Here is a 19,497-nt window from a genome sequence, read left to right as displayed (position 1 = left end):
CCGGTCCCATCGAGAGGAGCTAGAGGGATTGTGAGTGTCTTCAAGGAAGAAAGACACGGGGGAGGTGGAACCCACATGCCCCTATTTGCGCGACGGTGGCTCAGGCTATTGCTGAGTCTGGCGGCCATATGTGGCATGGTGGTCTCGACCGCAGGCTGTGGCGGCGCGGATCAATCCGCCAAGGAGATCTACTTCTGGAATGGTTTGACCGGCGATGACGGCCCGGCCATGCAGAAAATCATCAAGGCCTTCAATGCACAGAGCCCCGAGTACAAGGTGGTCTTCCAGCCCATGAACGGCGGGGATCTGACCACCAAGATCTACAGCGTCATGCAGACCGGGAAGAACATCCCCGATCTGGTCATCAACGACTCGTTCTCCACTTCGGTTCTGCAGAGCCAAGGGTTGCTCAACCCATCGTCGGTGTGGACCAAGTACCATCCGGAGCTCAAGAAGTCGAACTTCCTGCCGCAGGCCTGGCAGAACACCGTGGTCGAGGGCAAGTCCTACGGCATTCCCCTGTACATGTTCCAGATGGCCATCTATTACAACAAGGATCTGATCCACAAGTACGGCCTGGACTACATCCTGGACGACCGGCTGGTCACCACTGATGAGATCGCCTCCATGAAGGGCAAGCTGCCCAAGGATGTCTATGGGCTCTGCCTGGGCAACCTGCCCTGGGCCATGATGTCCCTGCTATACAGCACCGGCACCAACATCGAGGATGGTGTCAAGGACATGACCGGTCCAGGCTGGCGCAAGCCGCTCAAGGCACTGCGCGACCTCAACGACCAGGGCATGCTCTCGCCCATCGACAGCGACGGCGAGCAGGTCTTCGCCTCTGGGCATGCGGTCTTCGGCATGCTGGGCACCTGGGCGCAGGGCAACATGTCCTCCACCCTGGGCAAGGACAAGGTTGGCGAGATCAACACCCTCCAGTACGGTACCGAGCACCCCTCCAACTTCCTATACCAGCAGAACTGGCTCCAGCTCAAGGACAAGAACCGGCCCGAGGCCAAGGTCAAAGCTGCCGCAGACTTCGTGGACTTCGTCTACAAGCATTGGATGATGTGGTCGGACGTGGGATCCATATCGCCGGCCTATCGTGACCTGAACAATCCGAAATATCAGAAGCTCATCCAGGCATCCTTCACCAACGACAAGCGTGAACGGCAATGGATCAAGACATCCAACTACATCTATGGCGGCTATGCGACAGCCGGGTGGGGGTCCTTCATGGACATCGTCTATCGGAACATCTCCCTGGAGGAAGGTCTGAAGACGCTTGATCTGATGACCCAGGGCCAGATCCAGATTCAGGAGCAATCATGAGCGCACACGGCACAACCGCAGTCATGGATGGACGGGGCAAGCGTCGTCCGCTGGGACAGAAGTCCTTCTGGCACGCCTTCCCCTACATCGCCCCGCACATGGTGGTCTTCGCCATCTTCGGAGTCATCCCGATCTTCTTCGGCATCTACCTGGCCTTCACCAGGTGGAACCTGGTCGGTTCCCCCACTTGGGTCGGGCTGGACAACTTCAAGCTGATCTTCGACAAGTCCACCTATTTCTACTCCATCTTCTGGAGGGACATGTGGCACACGATCATCTTCGTGCTGATCAGCGTGCCCCTGACCATCATCGTCCCCCTGCTGCTGGCCTGGGCTCTGCAGACCAAGCACCTGAAAGGCGTGGGGCTTTTCCAGGCCATCTTCTACGTGCCCGGGCTGATCTCCGTGGCCGCAGGAGCCCTGGTCTGGCGGCTGGTCTTCAACTCCCAGTTCGGCCTGCTCAACACCACTTTCCGGTGGGACATCAACTGGCTGGGCAAACAGCCTTGGGCCTGGATCGCCATCTTTGTCCTCAGCCTCTGGGGAGGTATCGGTGGCAACCTGATCATCTATCGGTCGGCCCTGTCCGGGGTAAGCCAGGATCTGTACGAGGCGGCCTCGGTGGACGGCGCCGGACCCATCCGGCAGTTCTTCAGCATCACCCTGCCAGCCATCAAGCTGCCGCTCTTCTACACGACCATCATGACCACGGGCGGTGCCTTCAACGTCTGGGGTCAGCCCCAGATGCTGACCGGCGGCGGTCCTGCCTACACCTCGCAGGTGCTGCTGATGGACATCAGGAACCTGGCCTTCCCGCAGGGGCCTTCGGCCGCTGGCATGGCCTCGGCAATGGCCTTGTTGCTGGGGATCATCCTCATGCTGATCTCCCTGGTACAGATATTCTTCATGAACAAGGAGGACTGACATGAGTTCGGCAACCCTTGATATGTCATCCCTGGGCAAGGGGCTCAAGGCTCCAGGCCCCAGCGCAACGGTTCCCGGCGGCGAGAACGTGCCTGAAAACCACCACAAGGTGCTCAAGCCATCGCTGGTGGCCATCTATGTGGTGCTGATCGTCCTGGCTGTGGTCTGGATCATTCCTGTGGTCTACACCATCACAACATCGTTCAAGTCACCCCAGGAGTTCCTGAAGAACGCCTACAATTTCCTGCCCGCGCACTGGGTCACCGTCAACTACCTGACCCTGCTGCAGGCCTCGGCCTCCTACCCGGTCTTCAACTGGCTGGGCAACTCGCTGATCATCTCGCTGTCCCATGGCATCCTGGCGGTCTGCGTGGTGGCCCTGGCAGGGTACGGCTACTCCCGCATCAATTTCAAGGGCAGGGATACGCTCTTCTTCGTCCTCCTGCTCATCTCGATGTTCCCGGGTGTGGTCAACATGATTCCCTCCTACCGCATCGTGGCCACCTTCGGCTGGATCAACTCCTACTGGTCCTGCATCATCCCCGGCTTGGGGAACGTGGCCAACATCTTCCTGGTGCGCAACTTCATGAAGGGGATCCCCAAGGAGATCGACGAGGCCGCCGAGATTGACGGCGCCGGCGACTTCCGCATCTTCCGCAGCATCATGCTGCCTTCCATCCGCCCAATCCTGATCGTGATCTTCCTGTTCGCCTTCACTGGCGCCTGGAACGACTTCCTCTGGCCCACCCTGGTCTTCAACGACATCAAGAAGACCCCGGTCACGGCCGGCCTGCAGCTGCTGGGCAACCAAATGATGCAGTACAACCAGATGGGCACGCTTTGCGCGGCCACCTGCCTGGCCATCATCCCCACCCTGCTGCTCTTCGTGTTCGCCCAGCGCTACTTCCTCCAGTCGCTGAACATCACCTCGGGCCTCAAGGGCTGAATCAGGAAAGGCGGCAACAATGGCAAAGGAAAACCGTAGCGACTATCCGGCGGGCAAGGACGTAACGAGCAGAAGGACCGAGAGGATCATCCTCCTGGTGGCGGCAGCCATCAACGTGATCATGGCCTCGGTCACCATGTTCATCTACTCGCCCTGGTTCAAGGACGAGGGCTATGCCATCCTCGGCCGGGCCGGACGTCTGGCCGACGACATGGCCACAGTCAACGGCGCGGCCACTGTGGCCCAGTCCTACGGTTTTCTGTTGCTCATTCTCGGGGCGGTCTCCTTCATTGTGGCTCTGCGAGCCATGCGGCCCTCAACGATTATTCGGGGGGTGCAGTACTGGATGATCTTCTGCATGGTCTTTTCCTTGGCCACGGCAGACTGGCTGTCGCTGATTGCCTACGGCCTGGCCTTTGTCACCTATGTGGCCAGGAACAAGACCATCCGCCGGATCTCGTCGAGTCGAAGGTGACCAGCCCCGGGGGCATGCGGCGCCCCTGATCGCTGCGCTTCCAATCCCCTTTCCCTTGTCCGAAACCATCGGGCAAGGGGGAGGGTTTTCGTATTTTCGGCAGTCCTCTTCAGTGTGCCCGGTTGACATGAACCGATTTGAGCCTCTATACTGAGTCGAAACGATTCGACATCTCGGGCATGTCGACGAAGATAGTCAGCGCCAAGCAATGCGCCCGAAGTCGAAACCTTTCGACACGTTGAATCGCAGTAGATGGATGCAAGGATGCAAGGAAGTTAGGAGCCATCATGAAGATCAGAAGAGGGATCGGAGCGGCCCTGGCCTTGGCCATGTCGATCCTGCCACTGGCGGCCTGCGGATCTGGGGGCGATGCTCCCCAGGAGGCCCATCCGTCCAGCATCAAGATCTGGTACTACGAGGAGCCCAGTAGCGGTCAGGCCAGGGGTTGGCTGAAGGCTGCCGACATCTTTACCCGACAGACTGGCATCAAGGTGGATTTCGAGGTCAAGTCTTTCACACAGATTGCCCAGAATGGAAGCCAGTTCCTCAACTCGGACGACGCCCCGGACGTCATGGAGTCCAATCGCGGCAACGGCTCGGCCGGGGTCCTGTCCACCCTGCAGCTGTTGACCGACCTGAAGCCCTATGTGCAGAAGTACGGCTGGGACAAGAAAGTGCGCGGCCAGGCGGCGGCGGTGGGCAAGTACGACAAGCGCGGCGTCATGGACGGCGATACCTGGTATGGGGTTTCCTCCTATGCGGAGATGCAGCGCGTCTACTACAACAAGGACCTCTTTGCCAAGTACAAGATCCCCATCCCGCAAACCTTTGACCAATTCGTGGCAGCCCTCAAGGCCTTCAAGAGCCACGGGGTCACGCCCATAGCGGCCGATGCCCAGGAATACGGGGTGCTTTGGCTCTGGTGGCAGCTGGCCATGACCAAGGCCGATGCCAAATTCGTCGACGACTGGCAGCTCTACAAGCATCCGGTCAACTGGCGAAGCAAGCCGCTGACCTTCGCCACCAACACCATCCGTGACTGGATCGACAAGGGATACATCTCCAAGAACGCCACCGGCATGAAGGCCGAGGATACGACCACGGCATTCATCAAGGGGACCTATCCCATCTACCAGACCGGCACCTGGAACCAGACCCGCTTCATGGAACAGGTGAAGACCTTCGACTGGACGGCATCCATCTTCCCAGGGGCCAGGATGGTCGAGGGCTGCGCGGGCAACCTGCTGGTCATCCCGCAGAAGTCACGGCGCAAGGATGCCGCAGCCCGCTATATCAATGTGGTCCTGTCCAAGGAGGTTCAGAACTACATCGGCAACAAGGGCGGCGTGCCGGTGGCGGCCGATACGGACGCCATCACCAACCCCAAGAGCCGTGATCTGGTCAATGAATACACCAAAGCCTCGGACGCCAGCCGGATGAGCTACTATCCCGACTACCCTGCGCCCAACCTGACCGACGCCATGCCGGCCGCCTTCCAAGAGCTGGTCAACGGCACCAAGAGCCCCGACCAGGTTTTGGACACCCTGCATAAGAACTACGACGACGGCGTCGCCCAGCTCGATCTGGATGACAACTGATCTGCGTCAATCCGCCAAGGAGAGTACAAGCATGTCTGACACACATAGCAGGAAGAAGGCGCAGTCCCGCATCCCGGGCAGTGCGCCCTCTCGGTTCGTCCCTTATCTGATTCCCGGTCTGATAGGCATCGTGGCCATCGTCATCGTGCCCATCTTCTGGAACATCTACCTGAGCTTCACCCGCTGGAGGGGGGTGGGGCCGACCAAATGGGTGGGTCTGCGCAACTGGCGACGGCTCATGGGCGACTCGACCTTCTGGGTCTCCTTCGGGCACACCCTCTGGATCATCGTGGCCATCGTCATCATTCCCACGGTTCTGGGCCTGCTGATCTCATCGGCCCTGACCGACGTGATCCAGAAGAAGTTCGGCCCGCACACCTCCTCGACCCTACGGGCCCTCTACTACCTGCCCCAGGTTCTGCCTGTGGCCGTGGCCACCATCATCATGGGCTGGATCTTCCGGCCTGAAGACGGTGCGGTCAACGACCTGCTGGCCAAGATCGGCCTGGGTGGCCTGGCCCACAACTGGCTGGGTTCGACCACCACGGCCCTTCCCATCCTCATGGTCATCCTGATCTGGATCCAGCTGGGCTATCCCATCGTCATCTTCATGTCCGGACTGCAGCGGGTGGACCCCGAGCTCTACGAGGCGGCCAGCCTGGACGGGGCCAACTGGTGGCAGAAGTTCCGCGTCATCACCCTGCCCTCCATCATCCCCGAGCTGCTGGTGGTCATCCTCACCTCCACCATCGGCGCCCTGAAGACCTTCGCCCCGGTCTATCTGCTGACCAAGGGCGGGCCCGGCACCTCCACCATGGTTCCCTCCTACTACTCCTACAACCAGTTCTTCCAGGTGCAGCAGGTGGGCTACGGCGCCGCCATCTCGACATCCCTGACCGTGGTCATCGTCATCTTCTCCATCGTCTTCACCATCGTGCAGAAGCGCGTGCAAAAGAGCATCGCCTGAGGAAGGCTAGGAAGCACATCATGAATAATCAAGCCACACTGCAAGCCGACGCCCGGGTGTCCTCCCGGCACGCCCATAGAATCCGCACCTGGGGGAACTGGGTCGGTCTGGTCCTGCTGATTGCAGGAGCCGTAATCATGCTCTTCCCCCTGCTGATCCTGGTCCTGAACGCATTCAAGACCACGGCAGACTACAACGCCACGGGCCCCTTGTCCGTGCCCGCCCACTTCAGCATGGACGGTATCATCTCCTTCTGGAACAAGAGCAATTTCCCGCTCAAGCTGGGCAACTCCCTGCTGATTTCCCTGGTGGTTGCGGTGGTCGGGGTCCTGCTCTCGGTCCTCAACTCCTTCGCCCTGGGCATCGGCAGGGTCAAGGGCAACACGGTCATCCTCCTGTTCATCATGCTGGCCAACATGGTTCCACAAGAGGCCCTGCTCTACCCGCTCTACGTCATGTTCAAGTGGATGGGCTTCTATAACTCCCAGTGGTCCATCATCATCATCTTCACCATCATCCAGAGCGCCTACGGCACCTACCTGCTCTCCTCGGTCTACGGGACCTTCCCCCAAGCCATCCTGGAGGCGGCCACTGTCGACGGGGCCTCGCGCTGGCAGATTCTGCGCAAGATCGTGCTGCCGGTGTCCTGGTCGACCATCAGCGTCCTCTTCGTCTTCTTCTTCATCTGGACCTGGAACGAGTACATGATCCCCATGGCCTTCCTGATGAGTGAGAAGACGCAGACCATCCCGCTGGCCCTGGCGACCATGCAGGGGCAGCACACCATGGCTGCCACCGACCTGGCCTCCGCCTCCCTGCTCAGCATCATCCCCACCATCATCTTCTTTATCTTCTTCCAGAGGAAGCTCTCGCAGGGGATAGTGGCGGGCGCTGTCAAGTAATCGCCGCCGCATAAGTACACTGAACATGGTCGCCCGCTACGAGAAGGCGGAGGAGGGGAGCGGGCGGCCCGGATATGAAAGGCAATCACAACCATGGGTATGACCATGCCGAACATCACCAACGGTCTTGAGGCGCTGACCCGCCCATCCGCAGACCGCACCCGCTGCATCAACGCCGAGAACCCTCGTGGAGGCAAGGGCAGTGCAGCCATGACGGCAAGCAATCTCGGTCCATCCAGAAAGGGGACCCCCTGTCTCAGGAACATTCCTCCCGGTCAGGACATGGTCCTGGCAGACCTGTCCGGCGCGGGCGAGATCCGTCATATCTGGATGACCGTGACCGATGCCACCTCGCCCACCGGGCCCAACGTCCTGCGCAACCTGATCCTGGAATGCTACTGGGATGGCGAACAGACACCCTCAGTCTGTGTGCCCCTGGGTGACTTCTTCTGCTGTGGCCACGCCCAGGCCTGCCGGGTGGAATCCGTGCCTGTGGCCGTCTACCCGCGCCGGGGCTTCAACTGCTACTGGCCCATGCCCTTCCATGACGGGGCACGGATCGTCCTGCGCAACCGGCACAACGAGCCCATTGAGGCCTTCTTCTACCAGATCGACTACGTGGAGAAGGACGAGTTGCCCGAAGAGGTCATGACCTTCCATGCCCAGTGGCGCCGTCAGCGGGTCACCGAACTGGGTCAGGACTACGTGATTCTGGATGGGGTGCATGGCCGGGGCTCCTACGTGGGCACCTATCTGGCTCTGACAGCTCTGGAGAGCCGCTGGTGGGGCGAGGGTGAGGTCAAGGTCTATCTGGACGGGGACAAGGACTATCCCACCTGGTGCTCCACGGGCAGCGAGGACTACTTCGGTGGTGCCTGGAGCTTTGCCGGGCAGGACCCCGATGGCCGCATGCACGAGGTCACCTACAGCGGGGCCTATATGGGATTTCCCTTCCATTCCAGGCAGTTGGACAACCGCGCATCCCAGTACTGGGATGCCGATACTCCGGTGACCAGGGGGTTCTACCGTTGGCACATCCCCGACCCCATTATTTTCAGCAGCGACATCAAGGTGACCCTGCAACAGATCGGCGTAGACGAGCAGGGCTACTTCGAGCGTCAGGACGACCTGGCCAGCGTGGCCTACTGGTACCAGCAGGAGCCCCACCAGACCTTCCCGGAAGATGTGCTGGAGACAGGGGAGCGGGATCGTCGGCCCCGTTGAGTCTATCGGCTGATGGAGGAGCGGTCGATCAGCCTGGGACGCTCCAGTTGGACCCGACCGGCCAGGGAAACCCCCTCCTCCACAGCCTGGGTCAGCAGATCCGCGGCCTTGGCGCACAGTGAGCGTGGTGTAAGGGGCATCTCGGATATGCCTTGAAGCTCAAGGGTAGGGCTGACCTTGCCTGCGGCGCAGGACAGAACGGCCACGTCATCGGGAATGCTCACGCCGTCCGAGCGCATGCGGACCACCACGGTGTCCAGCAGGGAGGGGCGAATCTGACCAATCAGGCCATCGATGCGGCCGTGATGGATGACGTCCAGCACCTGCTGGGTGTAGGCCAGATCGCTGCCGGTAGGCCCCGGTTGAAGCTGCAGATCCATGCCCAGGCGGTGGGCCCAGGTCTTGAGACTGCGTAGCAGGATAAGACGGAAGCCGGACCCGCGCCGGTATTCGCCTTCCAGATCCTCCAGAAAGAGCAGGCGTTTGCGTCCCGCTCGGGCCATGGCTTCCACCGCCATGCGGCCCATCAGATCAAAGTCCAAATCCACACAGGCGCAGGCCGCGTGCTGCCGAGGCACTCCCAGGGCCACGCAGGGGCGTCCGTATGAGGCGGCCTGGGCGGCACGGATGTCATCGTCCACCAGATCCATCAGGACCACCCCGTCAGCCAGATTGCTACGGGTGACCCGCCGAATATCTTCAACACCATTCTCAGCGGTCAACAGCAGGGAGTCGTAACCGCGAGCATGCTCGCAGCTGGCCATTTCGATGAAGTAATCCGCGTAGGAGGCCCGGTTCTGTCCGGGGCGCAGGGGGGCGCTCAGGGCGACGATCTGGTTGCGCTTGGCCCGCAGCATCCGGGCGCCGGCATCCGGGGCGTAGTCCAGTTCGTCGGCGGCCCGCATGATCCGCTGGTAGGTTTCCGGAGAAACGGGGCGCTTGCCGGAGAAGGCATAAGATACTGTGCTGACCGAGACCCCGGCCCTTCTGGCGACGTCGCGTATGTCGGACATGGGTTCAGCGGCTCAGATCCCAGGTACTGCCAGCGGGTGTGTCCGCAACGGCCACGCCGGCCGCCGTCAGCTGGTCCCGGATGGCATCGGCACGGGCGAAGTCATGATCCTTTCGCGCCTGTTCGCGTTCCTGCAACTGTTGGCCTACCAAGGCATCCAGGGTGTCCATGGCCCGATCGTCACGGTCGGCTGCGGCCCTGGCCCAGTGGGGGTCGAGTGGATCAAGTCCGAAGACATCCAGCATTGCTCTGACCTGGAGCAGGGTATTGGCCAGCCACTTCCGGTCCGGCGTTTCAGAATCGGCATCCATTGCCGCGTTGGCTTGACGGATCAGCGCATAGAGGGCAGCCAGACCGCCGGAGACGTTGATGTCGTCATTCATGGCCTGCACAAAGTCTTCTGGCAGATCGTCCGCGCCCAGTCCAGCCACTAGGTCACGCTCGGGCTGTGCTCCCAGGATTCGTCCGGCCCGGTCCACGAAGTTGCTGATGCGTTCGTAGGCGCCCTGGGCCTCCTGCAGGGACTGGTCGGACCATTCCAGCATGGATCGGTACTGCACAGAGACCAGGGCGTAGCGCACCACCCAGGCCGGATGCTGCGACAGGACCTGGTCCACGGACAGCCCGTTGCCCAGGGACTTGCTCATCTTCTCGCCCTTCTGGGTCACCCAGGCCGTGTGCATCCAGCGATGGGCGAATCCCCAGCCGGCCGCGTGCGACTGGGCCATCTCGTTCTCGTGGTGGGGGAATCGCAGGTCCAGGCCACCTCCGTGGATGTCGAACTCCGCACCCAGATAGCGGTGGCTCATGGCCGAGCATTCCAGATGCCAGCCCGGCCGACCTGTGCCAAAGGGTGTTTGCCAGCGAGCCGTGGGCGGATCGGTGGGCTTGGGCGCCTTCCAAAGTGCAAAGTCGCGGGGGTCGTGCTTGCCGGGCTCCTCATCGGTGTCGGCAGTCTGCTCATCGGTGTCGATGCTGGGTCCCAGCCGGTCGTTGGCGGCGGCTTGTTCGTCGGTCGGCTGTGTGCCGGTCTGCTGGTGGGTCAGGGCACCATACTCAGGCCAGGAGGCCACATCGAAGTAGACGTTGCCTGATGGACGGCCCTGCTCGTCCGGCACCACATAGGCGTGGCCATGGTCGATAATGCGCTGTATGAGGTCGATCATCTCGGGGATGTGTCCGGTGGCCCTGGGTTCGTAAGTGGGTGGCAGAACCCCCATGGTCTCATAGGCATGGGTGAATTCGCGCTCGTAGATGTAGGCCCGCTCCCACCAGCGCTGGCCGTTGGCCGCGGCCTTGGTCAGGATCTTGTCGTCGATGTCAGTCACGTTCCTGATCAGGGTCACCCGGTATCCCAGCCTGAGTAGCCAGCGCCGGATCACGTCGAAGGCCAGTGTGGTCCTGATATGGCCAATGTGGGGGGAGCTCTGCACCGTGGCCCCGCACACGTAGATGCCAACCTTGCCCGGTTCGATGGGTCGGAAGGGGGTCACCTGGTGATCAGCCGTGTCATACAGACGCAGACCAGCTGCGGCCAGACTGACTGAAGCCTTGGAATCATGCGGTTGCGAACTCGTATCCATATCCTTGAGCCTATCAAGGCTTGCTGACCGTCCAAGAGGAAATGCCGAGCCTGTGGACCCGGCCCGACGGCACATGTGCAAGAATGGAATCATGGCGAAACCTAGGGTTCTGGTGCTCCAGCATGTTGATTGGGAGAAGCCGGGTCGCATTCTCGACAACCTCCAGGAGTGCGGGCTGGATACCGAGATCACCAATATCGTGGACGAGAAGAAGCCCAGGCTGCCGCGCTCGCGTGAGTTGGCGGGACTGGTCATCATGGGCGGGCCCATGTCGGCTGACGATTATGAGCATCACCCCGGACTCAAGGCGGAGACCAAGCTGGCCAAGGCGGCAATGGCTGCCAACAAGCCCATTCTGGGGATTTGCCTGGGTCATCAGATTCTGGCGCGGGCCCTGGGAGGCACCCTGATGCGGGACCAGGAGCCCGAATACGGCATGGGGCCCATCCGCTGGGTGGGGCAGGACGATGACGTGGCCATGTGGAGCAAGAACACGGATGTGCTGCACTGGCATGCCGACCAGGTCACCCTGCCGCCTGGGGCCAAGCTCCTGGCCCGCTCCCAGGCAACCAAGGTTCAGGCTTTTCGGCTTGGGTCAGCCCTGGGTCTGCAGTTCCACTTGGAGGTGACGGCGCCCATCTTCGAGGAGTGGATGCAGGTGCCGGGCATGGTCGGCACGATGAAGAAGTCCAAGATCGCTAAAATGCGCGAGGAATTCATCAAAGGGTTGCCGCAGATGCAACCCCTGGCCGACGCAATCTTCTCTGCCTTTGCGGCCCGGTGCTCGACCCAGGCCGCTCAGCTGGCTGCCGCCTGAGGCTACTCCAGCTCCTCCCCGATGGTCAGCCACTCCTCCTCCAGCTGGTCCGACTGCCCGGTCAGATCCTTGAGCTTGCTGTTGAGCTCGTTAAGACCCTGGTAGTCGCCGGGGTCGTGCTCGGCCATCTGTCGTTCAAGATCCTTGCGCTGATCGGCCAGCTTGGCCAGCTTGCGTTCGATGGCAGAGGCCTGCTTGCTCAGATTTCGCCTGGCGACACGTTCGGCCTTGGCCTGATTGGGATTCCCGGCCTCCTTGGCTGATGCCCGGTCCGGTGCATCCGCAGCCTCCCGATCGGCCGAATCGACCATATCCAGGTAGTCCTGGACCCCGCCGGGCAGATGAACCACCTTGCCGTCGATCAGCGCGAACTGCTGGTCGGTCACCCGCTCCAGCAGGTAGCGATCGTGGGAGACTACGATCAGGGTGCCCGGCCATGAGTCCAGCATGTCCTCCATGACGGCCAGCATGTCGGTATCCAGATCGTTGCCTGGCTCGTCCATGATCAGTACGTTGGGCTCGTCCAGCAGGATGAGCAGGAGCTGCATGCGGCGCTTCTGTCCGCCAGACAGGTCGCCGATCCTGGTCATCAACTGGGAGCTTTCAAAGCCCAGGCGCTCCATCAGCTGGCTCGGGGACACCTCCTTGCCCTCAACCAAATAGGTGGGCTTATAGCGGCTGAGGACCTCCTTGATGCGATAGCGGCCCAGTTTCTCCAATTCATCCAGACGCTGGGTCAGCACTGCAAAGCGGACCGTCTTGCCCACCTTGACGTGCCCTGCCGTGGGGGACACACTGCCGTCGATCAGACCCAGCAGGGTGGACTTGCCGGCCCCGTTGGCGCCTACGATGCCGAACCGGTCGCCAGGGCCGATCAGCCAGGTCACGTCGTCCAGGACCTTGCGTCCGCTGATGGTCAGGGTGTCGGCCGCTGCAGTGCCCGGGCGGTCCTTGCCGGGATCAACAGCCACGGTCACCGAGCCCATCAGAGGGCGCTCGGCATGAGGGGAGGGGACCCGGTGGTTCCCGTTTCCATCGTCATCGGAATCGGCCTCCGGATAGATTTTGGTCACGTCGACCAGATCCACCACCTGCTTGCCCAGACGGGAGGTGGCCATCCGCTTGAGCTCCAGGCTGTTGCGCATGGGGGGTACATCGGCGATCAGCTCCTGCGCGGCCTTGACGTGGAACTTCTGCTTGGTCGAGCGGGCCCGGGCGCCCCGGGTCAGCCAAGCCAGTTCCTTGCGGGCCAGGTTGCGGCGCTTGGTCTCGGCCAGATCCGCCTGGCGCTCGCGCTCGACCCGCTGGAGCATGTAGGCGCTGTAGCCGCCCTCGAAGGGGTCGATGGTTCCGTCATGCACCTCCCACATGGAGGTGCAGACCTCGTCCAGGAACCAGCGGTCGTGGGTGACCAGCAGGAGGGCTCCGGAATTCCTGGCCCAGCGGTTCTTCAGGTGCTCCGCCAGCCAGTGGATGGTGAGCAGGTCCAGATGATTGGTCGGCTCATCCAGGGCCAGGATGTCCCAATCCCGGAGGAGCAGCCGTGCCAAGTCCACCCTGCGGCGCTGACCGCCGGACAGGGTGCCCACCTTGGCTTCCAGCTCCATACCGCCCAGGAGGGACTCGACGATCTCGCGGGATCTGGGGTCGGCAGCCCATTCATAGTCTTGTCGATTCTCCAAGGCCGCCTTGCGGACCGTGTCCTCGTCTTTCAGGGGGTCACGCTGGTCCAGCATGCCGAAGGTGAGTCCATTGCGCATGGTCACCCGGCCCCGATCCGGTTCCTGGGTGCCCCTCAGCAAATGCAGCAGGGTGGACTTGCCGTCGCCGTTTCGGCCCACGATGCCGATCCGATCGCCCTCGAAAATCCCCTGAGTCACATCCGTAAAGATGGTTTTGGTGGCGAATGACAGAGCGACGTGTTCCAGACCGAGATCATAGATGGGCATGATTCCCCAATCTACCGCCAGCCTTGGATGGAAGTCCCGGGAATCAGCGATCGGTGATCTGGGAACCCAGCACCTTCTCACTCAGGGCCCGGGGTCCCCGGGTGACGGCTACGGCGCCCGACCGGACCAGCTCGATGATGCCGAAGGGCCGCAGCAGCCGCAGCAGGGCCTCCAGTTTGCCCTCGGCTCCGGTGGCTTCGATGGTCAGGGACTCGGGGTGGACATCGACCACGCGCACGCGGAAGAGTTGGACGATCTCCAGCACGTCGGAGCGGTTGCGTTCGTTGGCTTTGACCTTGATCATGACCAGCTCGCGTTCCACGGCCTCGTCGCCCTTGAGCTCGACGATCTTGAGCACGTGCAGGAGCTTGTTGAGCTGCTTGATGATCTGCTCCAGGGGGACGGCCTCCACGTCTGCAGTGACTGTGATCCGGGAGATGTCGTCCCGCTCAGTGGACGAGACGGACAGGGAGTTGATGTTGAAGGCGCGCCGGGCGAACAGGCCGGCCACCCTGGCCAGGACGCCGGGGCGGTTCTCGACCAGGACGGAAAGGGTGTGCCGTTCGGAACCGGGCTTGGATGCTGGATAATTGGCCATGTGGTGCCCCTTTCCTACTTGTTCATCCGACCGGCGGCATCGCTGGCCATGGCTGCACGGTCGGCTCCGGTCTGCTCGCGCGGCTCGGGCTGTTCCTGCTCCGGACGGATACCGGCCAGGGGCTGCACTCCCGGCTTGTAGATGATGGTGTCGTTGGAAGCGCCTGCCGGGACCATGGGCCATACCATGGCATCCTTCCAGACGCGGAAGTCGATCAGGACCGGCCGGTCGGTCACCGCGTTGGCCTTATCGATGGCCTCCAGGGCCTGCTCCTGGGTATAGGCCCGCAGTCCCAGGCAGCCATAGGCCTCGGCCAGCTTGACGAAGTCGGGGATGCCGTTGCCGTCTGTGGGCCTGGCGCCGCCGTCCTCCAGGTTGGTCTGGGAGTAGTGGCTGCCATAGAAGAGGGTCTGCCACTGACGGACCATGCCGTAGACCGAGTTGTTGAGTATGGCGATGCGGATGGGCAGTCCCGCCTGCCCGGCCGTGGCCAGCTCCTCGGAGGTCATCTGGAAGGATCCGTCCCCGTCGATCAGCCAGACGGGCCGCGGATCTTCCTCTTCCCTGGTGCCGATTGCGGTGCCGATGGCGGCGGGCAGACCGTAGCCCATGGTTCCCAGCCCGCAGGAGGAGACCCAGGAACGGGTGCGCTCGAAGTCGATGAACTGGCTGGCCCACATCTGGTGCTGACCCACGCCGGATACCCAGATGGTATCCGGATCGGCCTTGTTGCTCAGGGTCTGTACCACCCACTGGGGGGCCAGGGTGCCGTCCGGGCTGGGCTCAAAGGTGGTTGGGTAGTCGTGCCGCCAGCCGTCGATCAGCCGCCACCAGGGCTTGAGGTCGGGCTTGCCCCAGGTGCGCTGGGCCGCTTTGAGGGCCGGGATCAGATCGTCCAACACCTGGCCCACGTCCCCGACTATGGGTACGTCCGCCTGCCGGTTCTTGCCGATCTCAGCCGGGTCGATGTCGATGTGGATGACCCGGGCCACCGGTGCGAAGTCCTCCAGGCTGCCGGTCACCCTGTCGTCGAAGCGTGTGCCCACGGCCACCAGCAGGTCGGAGTGCTGGATGGCCCCGTTGGCGGCCACCGTGCCGTGCATGCCGGGCATTCCCAGAACTGCTGGATCGGAGTCGGGTACGATGCCCCGCGCAGGCAGGGTGGTGACCATGGGGGCACCTGTGGCTCGCACGAGTTCCTGGACCTGCCGACGCGCGTCGGACCGGACTGCGCCGCCGCCCACATAGAGAACGGGCCTGTGTGACTGGACCAGGAGCCGGGCGGCATCGTCCAGGACGTGCCCGTGGGCCCGCGTCACCGGGTTGTAGCCGGGCAGGATCATCTCCTGGGGCCAGGAGTAAAGCATTTTGCCGTTCTGGGCCGTCTTGCTCAGGTCCACCACCACCGGGCCGGGCCTTCCCGAACGGGCGATGTGGTAGGCCTCGGTCATGACCCGGGGGATGTCCTGGGCCTTGGTCACCAGATAGGAGTGTTTGGCCACCGGGTAGGTGATGCCCACGATGTCGGCCTCCTGGAAGGCGTCGGTGCCGATGGAGTCCACACCCACCTGACCGGTCACCACCACCAGGGGAACCGAGTCCATCATGGCATCGGCTATGGGGGTGACCATGTTGGTGGCCCCGGGGCCGGAGGTCACCAGGCAGACTCCGACCTTGCCCGTGGAGACGGCGTAGCCCTCGGCCGCATGGCCGGCGGCCTGCTCGTGGCGGGTCAGTGTGAAGTTGAAGCGCACCTGCTCGTCGATGGCGTCGTAGGCGGGCAGAATGGCCCCTCCTGGAACACCGAAGACCTGGGTGACCCCCAGATCCTCCAGGGACCGAATCAGCGCCTGGGCTCCCGTCATGGGCTCGCCTTGGGCGGGGACAGCCTTGTCGTCGTGGTCCCAGTTCTTGGGTACCGAGCTGAATGCTTGCAGAGGTGTCGGCAGACTCATGTTTCCTCTCGACCTCCAGACTGCGCGCCGACCTGCGGCCGTGCATGTCGAAATACGAACCTGTCGGAGCGTCGGCGGGGTGGGCGGACGAATCCCGATCAGGAGGAGGCACCTGTGCCGTTCGTGACGGCGTGTCTCCGGGTTATGCCCATAGTCTAAACAGGGGTCTGGTCGGGGCGTTGGCGCAGTACCGCATACCGGAATTCCGACAGGAACTTCAGGCTGATTGCTCGGCGCGCAGGGTCGCAAGCAGATCCTGGTCGTCCAGCCGCTTCCACCCCTGGGCGGCAGCAGCCAGCTGGGCCTTCCGCTTGCTGCTGGCCCGGCCCTTGCCGATCACGGTCCCGCCGTCCTCCAGGCGCAGCTCGGCGGTGAAGACCTGGGCGTATTCCGGCCCGGAGACCGCCATGGCGTACCGGGGTTCGCCCAAGCCCAGCTTGTGGGCCTTGACGGTGATCGAGGTCTTCCAATCCAGTGCCGGCCCCTCGGTGGCCACCTCGGCCAGGGTATCGTCAAGAAGGGTATGGACTGTGGTCCTGGCCCCCTCGATGCCGTGCTCCACGAAGACCGACCCGATCAGCGATTCGACGGTGTCGCAGAGTATGGAGTCCTTGTCGGCCCCGCCGTTCTCGCTCTCTCCCCGCCCCAGAAGAATATACTGCCCCAGGTGCAGCTTTTGCCGGCCGATGGCCGACAGGGCCTCCTCGGAGACCGCCTTGGCACGCATCTTGGCCAGCTGGCCCTCGGTCATGTCCGGATGAACCTTGTATAGGGTCTCGGTGGCTACCAGTTCCAGAACCGCATCACCCAGGAACTCCAGCCGTTCGTTGTTGGGCATGCCCGGGTGCTCATGGGCGAAGGAGCGATGGGTCAGGGCGTGTACCAGCAGCTCCGGGCTGATTCTGCCGCCCAAGGCCTGGAAGAGCTCCTCAGCCGCCTGGTTGCCGGGATCCGCCTGCCCCTGTTCCTCCTGCCGCATATGGTCTTCCTGATCCTTCCTGGAGTGCCCTGTCTGCATGGCCCACCTCGCTTTCTCGGCTTTGCCGTCCGATGATATGGAAAAACCCCTGCCACCCGTCGATGGCCGGGGTTCTCTCATTGCGTGTCGAACGCTTATCGGCTCACTTGCTGAACTGCGAACGAATGGCGTCGCGGTAGACGCGCCCACGGTACATGCCGCAGCTGGGGCATGCCATGTGCGGCAACGCAGGAGCTCCGCAGTTGGGGCAGGTCACCGTAGCGGCGGCCTGGGTCTTCCAGTTGGCGCGCCGCGAATGGGTGTTGGCGCGCGAGGTCTTGTACTTTGGCAGTGCCATATTGTCCTCTGTTTCGATCGAATACTTCGAGCTTAAGCGTAGAGCAGTCTACCGCAACCTCCGGTCATTCGCCAGTTCGGCCGTCGCTGCCGGGGTTCTCCTCCTGCTCCAGACGCTGCTTGAGTCCCTCAAGGGCAGCCCAGCGGTCGTCCATTATCTCGTGGTGGTGATCGGGATGGTCATTCAGGTCCATGCCACACTGGGGGCACAGGCCCCGGCAGTCGGGTCGGCACAGGGGCTGCAGGGGGAGGGCTTCCACCAGTGTGTCGCGCAACAGGGCCTCCAGATCCATGAAGGCGCCCCCGCTGGCCAGAGGATAGGTCTGGCCGCTGGCCTCTTCCTGTTCGGCCAGGATCTCCTCCTTGCCATGGGTCGGCTCCGGCTCGGGCTCCTTGTAGGGGAAGAAGACCACCGGATCGTCCTGGATGCTGGTATCCACAGGCCTGAGGCAGCGGGTGCATTCGGTCTTCAGGGGCACGCTGATGTGGGCCTGCAATAAAAGTCCGTCCACCAGCGAGTCGATGTCGCCCTTCACATGCACGGGTGTTCCTGCCGGGATGCCTACCACCTGGTCGCCAATGCCTTCCGGGGCTGGAAAATCGCGGTCCACCCGGGTGCTCTGTCCTGCCCGCGTCGACACCTGGGCCACTGACACCGCCCAGGGGGAATCCTCCGGTCTGCTCATCCCTGCGTCTCCTTTCCCTGGTCCGAGACTGACGCGTTCATGCTACGCGCTGCCTCCTGCTCACGCTGGTGGAGAACCTCCAGGCCGGCACGTACATCCTGGCTCATCTTGCCCAGCTGGGTGTCAAGCTCGCCCATGACCTGGGCGGCATACCCATCGGCCCCCTGGACCAGACGGTCTGCCTGGGCCTGGGCCGTGTCGATGATGGTCTGGGCCTTCTGTCGGGCTATGGCCACTACATTCTCCTGGCCGGCCAGGAAGCGGGCCTGCTCGCCGGCCTCCTTGACGATGTCTGCAGCCCGGCTCTGGGCGTCGGATACGGTGGCGTTGGCCTGGGTCTGCGCCGTGTTCAGCCGACGCTCCGCCTCCCTCATGAGCGCCGAGGCCCGCTCCAGTTGCACCGGCAGCATTTTCTTGAGCTCGTTGAGGTCGTCGGCCAGCTCGTCTCTGTCCACCTTGACCAGTCCCGGGCTGAAAAGCGGGGCCTTGGCCTCATCCAGCATGGCCTGGATCCGGTCGATGATGTCATAGACGGTGGTGAATTCCGATCGGGGGTTCCCGCTCTCGCTTCGATCCTCCTGCAGGTCGGGCAGGTCCTTCATGTCGACTGCGGGCTTGGGAGCGCTGGCTCTGGTCGAGTCGTCGATAGGCTCGCCATCGTCCCTTTCCTGGGTCTGCTCGTTCATCTTTGACTCTTTTCCGTGTGCGGTGTGTCCCTGTGCAATGTGCCTATCAGTGCGTCCACGACGCTGTCGGGGACCATGCCGGTGATGTCCCCGCCATGTCTGGCCACGTCCTTGACGATGGTGCTGGAGATGTGCTCCCTCACCGGATCGGCTGGCAGGAAGAGCGTCTCCACCCCGGACAGCTTGCGATTGACCAGGGCCATGCCCAGCTCGGCCTCATAGTCCCCGTTCTGCCTCAGTCCCTTGACGATGACCGATGCGCCTACCTTACGGCAGTAGTCGGTGATCAGGCCATCGGTGGAGGCTACGGTGATGTTCGGGTACCCGTCCTCGTCCAGGGCCTGGCGGATCATGGCCACCCGCTCCTGCTCGCTGAACATGGGGGTCTTGGCGGCGTTGACGGCCACAACCACGTGGACCGTCTCGAAGAAGCAGGCGCAGCGTTCGATCACATCCATGTGGCCGGAGGTGACCGGATCGTATGAGCCAGGGCATACAGCGATAGTCATGATTCTCAGCGTAGCGC

Annotated in this window: 19 protein-coding genes; 9 read left to right on the top strand and 10 right to left on the bottom strand. The window is 62.6% G+C overall.

What is annotated here, in order from left to right; all coding sequences use genetic code 11:
• Nucleotides 1-75: 75 nt before the first annotated feature.
• The 8 genes from GKC41_RS04680 (at nucleotide 76) to GKC41_RS04645 (ending at nucleotide 8,370) form a co-directional block, all read left to right on the top strand.
• On the top strand, nucleotides 76-1,335 hold the full coding sequence (locus GKC41_RS04680; protein ID WP_154313182.1) for an ABC transporter substrate-binding protein: 1,260 nt from the start codon (nucleotides 76-78) through the stop codon (nucleotides 1,333-1,335).
• The gene (locus GKC41_RS04675) at nucleotides 1,332-2,258 is read left to right on the top strand and encodes a carbohydrate ABC transporter permease (protein ID WP_229281630.1); all 927 of its coding nucleotides are present in this window, start codon (nucleotides 1,332-1,334) and stop codon (nucleotides 2,256-2,258) included. Before GKC41_RS04680 ends, GKC41_RS04675 begins: the two co-directional genes overlap by 4 nt.
• A gap of 1 nt (nucleotide 2,259) precedes the next feature.
• Nucleotides 2,260-3,204: a carbohydrate ABC transporter permease gene (locus GKC41_RS04670; protein WP_229281629.1), complete on the top strand. Its 945-nt coding sequence runs from the start codon at nucleotides 2,260-2,262 to the stop codon at nucleotides 3,202-3,204.
• A gap of 19 nt (nucleotides 3,205-3,223) precedes the next feature.
• The gene (locus GKC41_RS04665) at nucleotides 3,224-3,679 is read left to right on the top strand and encodes a hypothetical protein (protein WP_154313181.1); all 456 of its coding nucleotides are present in this window, start codon (nucleotides 3,224-3,226) and stop codon (nucleotides 3,677-3,679) included.
• A 287-nt stretch (nucleotides 3,680-3,966) separates the two neighbouring features.
• Nucleotides 3,967-5,277 (top strand): ABC transporter substrate-binding protein, encoded by a 1,311-nt coding sequence (locus tag GKC41_RS04660; protein ID WP_154313180.1) that lies wholly within the window; start codon nucleotides 3,967-3,969, stop codon nucleotides 5,275-5,277.
• Nucleotides 5,278-5,308: 31 nt separating this feature from the next.
• A complete protein-coding gene (locus tag GKC41_RS04655; RefSeq protein WP_045935036.1) occupies nucleotides 5,309-6,244 on the top strand; it encodes a carbohydrate ABC transporter permease in 936 nt (311 codons plus the stop codon).
• Nucleotides 6,245-6,264: 20 nt separating this feature from the next.
• Nucleotides 6,265-7,146 carry a carbohydrate ABC transporter permease gene (locus GKC41_RS04650; RefSeq protein WP_154313179.1) on the top strand — a complete coding sequence of 294 codons (882 nt, stop codon included), beginning with the start codon at nucleotides 6,265-6,267 and terminating at the stop codon, nucleotides 7,144-7,146.
• A gap of 99 nt (nucleotides 7,147-7,245) precedes the next feature.
• On the top strand, nucleotides 7,246-8,370 hold the full coding sequence (locus tag GKC41_RS04645; RefSeq protein ID WP_229281628.1) for a glycoside hydrolase family 172 protein: 1,125 nt from the start codon (nucleotides 7,246-7,248) through the stop codon (nucleotides 8,368-8,370).
• A gap of 2 nt (nucleotides 8,371-8,372) precedes the next feature.
• On the opposite strand, the gene GKC41_RS04640 is transcribed toward GKC41_RS04645, so the two are convergent.
• Both GKC41_RS04640 and cysS read right to left on the bottom strand, forming a co-directional pair.
• A complete protein-coding gene (locus GKC41_RS04640) occupies nucleotides 8,373-9,383 on the bottom strand; it encodes a LacI family DNA-binding transcriptional regulator (RefSeq protein ID WP_154313177.1) in 1,011 nt (336 codons plus the stop codon).
• A 4-nt stretch (nucleotides 9,384-9,387) separates the two neighbouring features.
• Nucleotides 9,388-10,965, bottom strand: coding sequence for a cysteine--tRNA ligase (gene cysS, locus GKC41_RS04635; protein ID WP_154313176.1), 1,578 nt, complete (start codon nucleotides 10,963-10,965; stop codon nucleotides 9,388-9,390).
• Nucleotides 10,966-11,056: 91 nt separating this feature from the next.
• Between cysS and GKC41_RS04630 the strand changes: the two genes are divergently transcribed.
• Complete coding sequence (locus GKC41_RS04630) at nucleotides 11,057-11,782, top strand: type 1 glutamine amidotransferase (RefSeq protein WP_154313175.1); 726 nt, start codon at nucleotides 11,057-11,059, stop codon at nucleotides 11,780-11,782.
• A 2-nt stretch (nucleotides 11,783-11,784) separates the two neighbouring features.
• Here the strand turns inward: GKC41_RS04630 and GKC41_RS04625 are convergent, their stop codons facing one another.
• The 8 genes from GKC41_RS04625 to coaD form a co-directional block, all read right to left on the bottom strand.
• The gene (locus GKC41_RS04625) at nucleotides 11,785-13,731 is read right to left on the bottom strand and encodes an ABC-F family ATP-binding cassette domain-containing protein (RefSeq protein WP_154313174.1); all 1,947 of its coding nucleotides are present in this window, start codon (nucleotides 13,729-13,731) and stop codon (nucleotides 11,785-11,787) included.
• 43 nt (nucleotides 13,732-13,774) lie between these two features.
• Nucleotides 13,775-14,329: an acetolactate synthase small subunit gene (gene ilvN / locus GKC41_RS04620; protein WP_154313173.1), complete on the bottom strand. Its 555-nt coding sequence runs from the start codon at nucleotides 14,327-14,329 to the stop codon at nucleotides 13,775-13,777.
• 14 nt (nucleotides 14,330-14,343) lie between these two features.
• Complete coding sequence (locus GKC41_RS04615; RefSeq protein WP_154313172.1) at nucleotides 14,344-16,284, bottom strand: acetolactate synthase large subunit; 1,941 nt, start codon at nucleotides 16,282-16,284, stop codon at nucleotides 14,344-14,346.
• 217 nt (nucleotides 16,285-16,501) lie between these two features.
• A complete protein-coding gene (rnc, locus tag GKC41_RS04610) occupies nucleotides 16,502-17,263 on the bottom strand; it encodes a ribonuclease III (RefSeq protein ID WP_154313294.1) in 762 nt (253 codons plus the stop codon).
• Nucleotides 17,264-17,405: 142 nt separating this feature from the next.
• On the bottom strand, nucleotides 17,406-17,600 hold the full coding sequence (gene rpmF, locus GKC41_RS04605) for a 50S ribosomal protein L32 (protein WP_015021378.1): 195 nt from the start codon (nucleotides 17,598-17,600) through the stop codon (nucleotides 17,406-17,408).
• A gap of 64 nt (nucleotides 17,601-17,664) precedes the next feature.
• Nucleotides 17,665-18,285 (bottom strand): YceD family protein, encoded by a 621-nt coding sequence (locus GKC41_RS04600; RefSeq protein WP_154313171.1) that lies wholly within the window; start codon nucleotides 18,283-18,285, stop codon nucleotides 17,665-17,667.
• Nucleotides 18,282-18,971, bottom strand: a complete 690-nt coding sequence (locus GKC41_RS04595; protein WP_154313170.1) for a cell division protein — start codon at nucleotides 18,969-18,971, stop codon at nucleotides 18,282-18,284. The genes GKC41_RS04600 and GKC41_RS04595 overlap by 4 nt, the downstream gene beginning before the upstream one ends.
• Nucleotides 18,968-19,480 (bottom strand): pantetheine-phosphate adenylyltransferase, encoded by a 513-nt coding sequence (coaD, locus tag GKC41_RS04590; RefSeq protein ID WP_154313169.1) that lies wholly within the window; start codon nucleotides 19,478-19,480, stop codon nucleotides 18,968-18,970. The genes GKC41_RS04595 and coaD overlap by 4 nt, the downstream gene beginning before the upstream one ends.
• Between the last annotated feature and the right edge of the window lie 17 nt (nucleotides 19,481-19,497).

The sequence above is a fragment of the Bifidobacterium asteroides genome (assembly GCF_009683175.1).
Classification (GTDB): Bacteria; Actinomycetota; Actinomycetes; order Actinomycetales; family Bifidobacteriaceae; genus Bombiscardovia; species Bombiscardovia asteroides_H.
The sequence above is the reverse complement of the archived record's forward strand: the minus strand, read 5'-3'. Positions and strand labels throughout refer to the sequence as shown.